Source organism: Terrisporobacter mayombei (genome assembly GCF_020748465.1).
In the GTDB taxonomy this organism is placed as follows: Bacteria; Bacillota; Clostridia; order Peptostreptococcales; family Peptostreptococcaceae; genus Terrisporobacter; species Terrisporobacter mayombei.
The window spans coordinates 1-572 of record NZ_JAHZMP010000067.1 but is presented as its reverse complement, the minus strand read 5'-3'; the positions used below and the strand labels follow the sequence as shown (position 1 = coordinate 572).

Below are 572 nucleotides of genomic sequence, written 5' to 3'. Positions count from 1 at the left end.
AACCCCGGGCCGGGCGGAGCATTGACGCTGGCCTGGATACCGGAACAGGACGTTGGCGGCAAAGACAATAACCGCAGTGACGAACTCCGGATTCGCGCCAGTAATCTGGAGCTGGCAGGCCTGGAGGGCATACGCCCGCTGGCCGCGAAACTTTCACCTGCACTGGGTGATGTTTGGCGCTCCACACAACCGAGCGGCAAGATTAACACTCTGGCGCTGGATATCCCGCTTCAGGCGGCAGACAAGACCCGTTTTCAGGCATCGTGGAGCGATCTGGCCTGGAAGCAATGGAAATTATTACCGGGTGCGGAACACTTCTCCGGGACGCTTTCCGGCAGCGTTGAAAATGGTTTGCTTACCGCGTCGATGAAGCAGGCAAAGATGCCTTACGAAACGGTATTCCGTGCGCCACTAGAAATCGCCGACGGCCAGGCAACTATAAGCTGGCTGAACAATAACAAAGGTTTCCAGCTGGATGGGCGTAATATTGACGTTAAAGCCAAAGCCGTCCATGCGCGCGGCGGTTTTCGTTACCTGCAACCTGCTAACGATGAACCCTGGCTGGGTATTCT

General features: G+C 56.5%; 1 protein-coding gene. It reads left to right on the top strand.

What is annotated here, in order from left to right; translation table 11 throughout:
- Positions 1 to 21: 21 nt before the first annotated feature.
- Positions 22 to 572: YhdP family protein (locus K0039_RS24790; RefSeq protein WP_228106780.1), on the top strand; the 551-nt coding region annotated here is incomplete at its 3' end.